Origin of the sequence: uncultured Dysosmobacter sp. (assembly GCF_947631165.1) — a bacterium.
Lineage (GTDB): Bacteria > Bacillota > Clostridia > Oscillospirales > Oscillospiraceae > Oscillibacter.
In genome coordinates this window covers 1-4,726 of record NZ_CANRKH010000085.1, presented here as the reverse complement: position 1 = coordinate 4,726, position 4,726 = coordinate 1, and the positions used below count along the sequence as shown (strand labels likewise).

Here is a 4,726-nt window from a genome sequence, read left to right as displayed (position 1 = left end):
TATCAGGAAAAATCAAATGGTATCAAATCCCCCAAGCAAAAACGGTTAGAATTGAATTTCACTTTGCGAGTGGGAATGAATTTTTAAAACCATGAACCCGTTGCGGCGCAAAACTTCCACGGTTTTGCAGGTCCCTTTTGATAACGATTTGATAACGTTCCCCATATGCCGTATCATTCTGTACCCCAGTGGATCGCAGATCAGGAGCGCTCCTGGACGGCTTAAAGTTGGGAAAATCCATATTGGAAAGCCCTTACCGATACAGTGTCGGTAAGGGCTTTTTGCTATTCATCTATCTCAAACTTGTTCTAGAGTGCGTTTATCAGGAGGCCCCGTCAACGCCCGGAGGGAATCTCTGCTCTGTGTTCCAGAAGGAAATCCTGAGAAAACTGAGCCAAAAACAGGAGAAACAGGCGCAGATGGAGCGTACGGTCAGCACCTCTCAGACGCTGACCGTACGATGTTCTTATGGGGATTTTCAAGCCTTCCTTATAAAGGGGCTGGTAAAGGGGACTGGCCGAAGGCACGCTGTGCGGCGGCCCTGAAGATGCAGCGCCTCAGTTGTCCTCCCGGAAAACGATATGGCCCGGCTCGGCGCTCTCGATGACGGCCAGGGACTTCAGGTTGACCCCGGCGGCCCGCAGGCGGTCGCCGCCGCCCTGGAAGCCCTTTTCCACGGCGCAGCCGATGCCCACCAGGGTCGCTCCGGCGGCAGCCACGATGTCGCACAGGCCCCGCATGGCTTCGCCGTTGGCCATAAAATCGTCGATGATGAGCACCTTGTCATCGGCGCTCAGCCACTCCTTGCTGACCAGCAGGGTGACCTTTTTCTTATACGTATAGGAGAAGATGTCGCTCTGGTACAGGCCGCCCTCGATGTTGTCGCTCTTGGCTTTCTTGGCGAAGATCATGGGCTTGTGGAAGTGACTGGCCACCACGGCGGACAGAGCGATACCGGAGGCCTCGGCGGTGAGGATCATGGTGACTTCGTCCATGTTGAAATGCCTGCCGAACTCCTCGGCGATGTGGTCCATCAGTTCGGTATCAATGCGGTGGTTCAGAAAGCCGTCTACCTTGATGATGTTGCCGGGCAGCACCTTGCCCTCTTTGACGATGCGCTCCTTCAATTCCTGCATTGGAAAGTTCCCCCTTATAGTTCGTTTGTAAGAAAACGTCGACTGTCTCTTTATTATCTCCAATTATTCCCGATTTTGCAACTGCTTTTCCGCACAAAAACAAGAAGCATCCGCAAAAAAGGTAGTACATATTATTGTATAAAATGGACAAAATGGAAAATCCGCGCCGTGGATGCCCGCGGCGCGGATTTCTTTATCGGGTTTCCAGCGCGTCGGCGGCGCCGTCCAGCCAGCTTCCCTGGAAGGACTCGATGTCTCCAGCGTCGGCCAGAGCGGCCAGGGCGGGATCGATGGGCATCTCCGCCAGCACTGGCAGCTCGTGGCGGGCAGCGGCCTCCCGGGTCTTGCCCTGGCCAAAGATATGGAGTTTTTTGCCGCAGTCGGGGCAGAGAACGTAGCTCATGTTCTCTACCACGCCTAGAATGGGCACCTCCATCATCTCCGCCATCTTGACCGCTTTTTCCACCACCATGGAGACCAGCTCCTGGGGAGAGGCTACCACAAGGATGCCGTCCAACGGGATGGACTGGAACACAGAGAGGGATACATCGCCAGTGCCTGGTGGCATATCCACAAATAGATAGTCGCAGTTCCACAGCACGTCAGTCCAGAACTGCTGGACCACGCCGGAGATGACGGGGCCGCGCCAGATGACCGGGTCCGTCTCGTTAGGCAGCAGCAGATTGGTGGACATGACCTGGATGCCGGTGCGGGTCTCCATGGGGTAGAGGCCGTCCTCACTGCCCATAGCCTGCCCGTGAAGGCCAAAGACCTTGGGGATGGAGGGACCGGTGACGTCGGCGTCCAGCACGCCCACCTGATAGCCCCGGCGGCGCATGATGACGGCCAACTGGCTGGTGGTCATGGACTTGCCCACACCGCCTTTGCCGGAGACGACGCCATAGACTTTGCCGACTCGGGCGTTGGGATTGTGCTCCTTCAGCAGGGATTGGGTTTCCTGCCGCTCGCTGCAGCTCTCGCCGCAGGAAGCGCAGTCATGGGTGCATTCGCTCATGTTGATGATATCTCCTTTTTCCGCTTGCGCATTTAGCATTTATTTATATTGTATAGTTCATCCGTTATCTTATACCCATTATACCGCTTCCGTCAACCGCTGGACAAAAACTTCCTCATCACCTGCAAAGAAGTCCGCCTCCCGGCTGTGACAGGTGAACAGCAGGATCTGGCGGCGCTCCGCCTCCTTTTTCAGCCATTGTAGGGCGGCCGCGCAGCGGGCGTCATCGAAATTAGCCAAGGCGTCGTCCAGAATGATGGGCGCCGGGTCCTCCAACGGCAGCACCAGCTCGCAGATGGCCAGCCGAGCGGCCAGATACAGCTGATCCGCGGCACCGGCGGACAGCAGGGCGGAATCCCGATAGATGGTGTCACCCACCGGTTCGGCGGAAAGGTGCAGGGTCCTGTCCAGCACCACGCCGCTGTACCGCCCGGCGGACAGCTCTTTGAAGATTTCAGCGGTCCGGCGACCCAGGGCGGGGGAAAAGCGGGCTTGTATGGAAGCGTTGGCACGATTCAGCGCTTCCATAGCCAGACAGAGAGAATCGTATTCTTTTGCTAGGGTTTGAAGCTGTTCTGCTGTGAGCTGAGCAGAGGAGCGCAGCACCACCGGGTCCCCTAGGGCGCGCAGCTGTCCTTCCAGCCGGTCAGCGCTGGAGCGGGCGGCGGCCAGGGAGGCCCGCACTGTCTCTAGCTCTGCTGTGACAGCCTCCCGGGGGCGTTGGGGAGGTTCTGGCGTATCGTCCACATCGCCGGTTCCCACGATCTTCGGAGCCTGCTGAGACAGCAGGTCGCAGCGCATCCGGGCTTTGACGGCGCGGCCTTCTGCGTCCGCCAACTCCCGGCGGCGGACGGCACACTGGCGCAGCAAACTGTCGGCGGTGGACACATCAAAGGCGGCGGGGGCAAAGCGGCGGATTTCCAGCAGGATACCCTGCTCATTGGAGGACAGGGAGGCATACAGGGCCTCGGCGGTGGCGGAGCGTTTGTCAGCCTCTGCCTGGGCGACGTCCCGGGCTTCGCATCGCTTTATATAGGTGTCCGCCAGAGCGGCGATCTCTGTTTGGTCACTGGTGCCGAACCGCTTTTGAAGCGTCGAGTCCTGGGCCGCGTGCTTGGCGCGGCACCGCAGACGATCGGCGACCAAGACAACTGCGAAGTCCAATACCAGAAAAACAGCGATAGAGGCGGCGAGGTGCCAGGAATGGACGGCAAGGACCTGATCCAAAAAGTATCCGACAAATGCGGCGGCGATGAAACCAGCAATGCTCATGAGCAGGCTGGGCAGCTTGTTCCAATTGGCAGGCTCCGGAGGCTCGGCGGCGCTCCGGCGGGCCTGCTCTGCCGTCTGCCCAGCGAAGGGACTTTCGCTGACGGCGGCCTCCGCCCGCAACAGGGCCTCGGCGGCCCCGTCCCGCTCCGTCCGGGCCTTGGCCACAGACTTCCGCACAGTCTCCAGATTGACGATGGCTCCCCGCAGACGGCCAATAGTCTCGTTTTCCGGGATGTGGTCCGCCTCCATGCGCCGCCGCAGCTCGTTGGCCTGTTCTTCTGCCCGCTTAGCTTCCGATTCCGCCTCGGCCAAGGCTCGCCTCTGCCGCAGGCTCTCCCAGTAGTCCACCTGCTCCAGCTCGTCGGACAGAGCTTCTTTCTGGACGGTCAATGCTTCTGCCTTCGCCCGTGCCTCCGCCAGCTGCTGCTCCAGATACTCCATCTGGGACAGCTGCTGCCCCGCCTCCCGCAGCTCTGTTTCCAGTGTGGGGATCTGTCCGGTCTTGTTGTGGCGGCGGCGGTTTAGCTGTTTTTTTAATGTGTCGGCGGCCTCGGAATAAGAGGTATCCTCCTCACCGGAGGTGATGAGAGCGGCGATGCGGCGCTCCAAGCCGGCATCCTGGCTGATGGACAGCCCGCTCTGGCGGATGAAAGCGCTGCGCTCAAAGACCTCCCGACTGACGCCCAAAAGTGCTTCACCGCAGTTTTGTCCTGTCAGCTCCGGTATGGAGTCGCCGGTTCCGGCGAATACCGCCTGAAATTCGCCCATGGGGCTGGCCTGCCGGCGGGTCGCACGGAGCAGAGTCAGATTGCCCAAAGCGGTCTCGCAGTCCAGGCGTCCGCTCATGGCGGAGCCCGACCAGGGGGCATAGCGATTTTTGTCAGCAATAAAACCAGCCTTGTCCCGTTCCCGGCTGTTGATGCCATAGAACATGGACAGCAGAAAGGCACACCATGTGGATTTGCCGGTCTCGTTGGGGGCCGCTAGGATATTCAGGCCCTTTTTCAATTCCAGGGTCTGCCCCTGAAGTTTGCCGAATGTGGCGGCCATGCGTTGGATCAGCAAAAGGACCCCTCCCATGTATAGAAATTTTATAATGAGATATTATAACACTGATAGCTGGATTTGCCCAGAGCGTTTTCCATTTTACCTAGGTGTTTTGCCCAAGGATATTACGGAAATAAGCGGGGCAAATAGCCGGTATTAAAAAAACGAAAAAAATTGCGAAAAAGGAGTTGACAAACGGGCGGTGATTTGGTATTCTAACAAAGCTGTCTGACAGCCCGGACGGATGACGGCCGCT

3 protein-coding genes are annotated in these 4,726 nt (G+C 58.5%); all 3 read right to left on the bottom strand.

Annotation, left to right across the window (positions count from 1 at the left end; genetic code table 11):
* Positions 1 to 557: 557 nt before the first annotated feature.
* Positions 558 to 1,136 carry a xanthine phosphoribosyltransferase gene (locus Q0Z69_RS16585; RefSeq protein WP_298035512.1) on the bottom strand — a complete coding sequence of 193 codons (579 nt, stop codon included), beginning with the start codon at positions 1,134 to 1,136 and terminating at the stop codon, positions 558 to 560.
* Positions 1,137 to 1,329: 193 nt separating this feature from the next.
* Positions 1,330 to 2,151, bottom strand: coding sequence for an Mrp/NBP35 family ATP-binding protein (locus Q0Z69_RS16580; RefSeq protein WP_298035511.1), 822 nt, complete (start codon positions 2,149 to 2,151; stop codon positions 1,330 to 1,332).
* A 78-nt stretch (positions 2,152 to 2,229) separates the two neighbouring features.
* On the bottom strand, positions 2,230 to 4,488 hold the full coding sequence (locus Q0Z69_RS16575) for an ATP-binding protein (protein ID WP_298035510.1): 2,259 nt from the start codon (positions 4,486 to 4,488) through the stop codon (positions 2,230 to 2,232).
* Positions 4,489 to 4,726: the final 238 nt, after the last annotated feature.

Bases quoted from the DNA above. Each gene is read 5' to 3' on its own strand.
- Q0Z69_RS16580 (WP_298035511.1), bottom strand. From the start codon at position 2,151: ATGAGCGAATGCACCCATGACTGCGCTTCCTGCGGCGAGAGCTGCAGC.
- Q0Z69_RS16585 (WP_298035512.1), bottom strand. From the start codon at position 1,136: ATGCAGGAATTGAAGGAGCGCATCGTCAAAGAGGGCAAGGTGCTGCCC.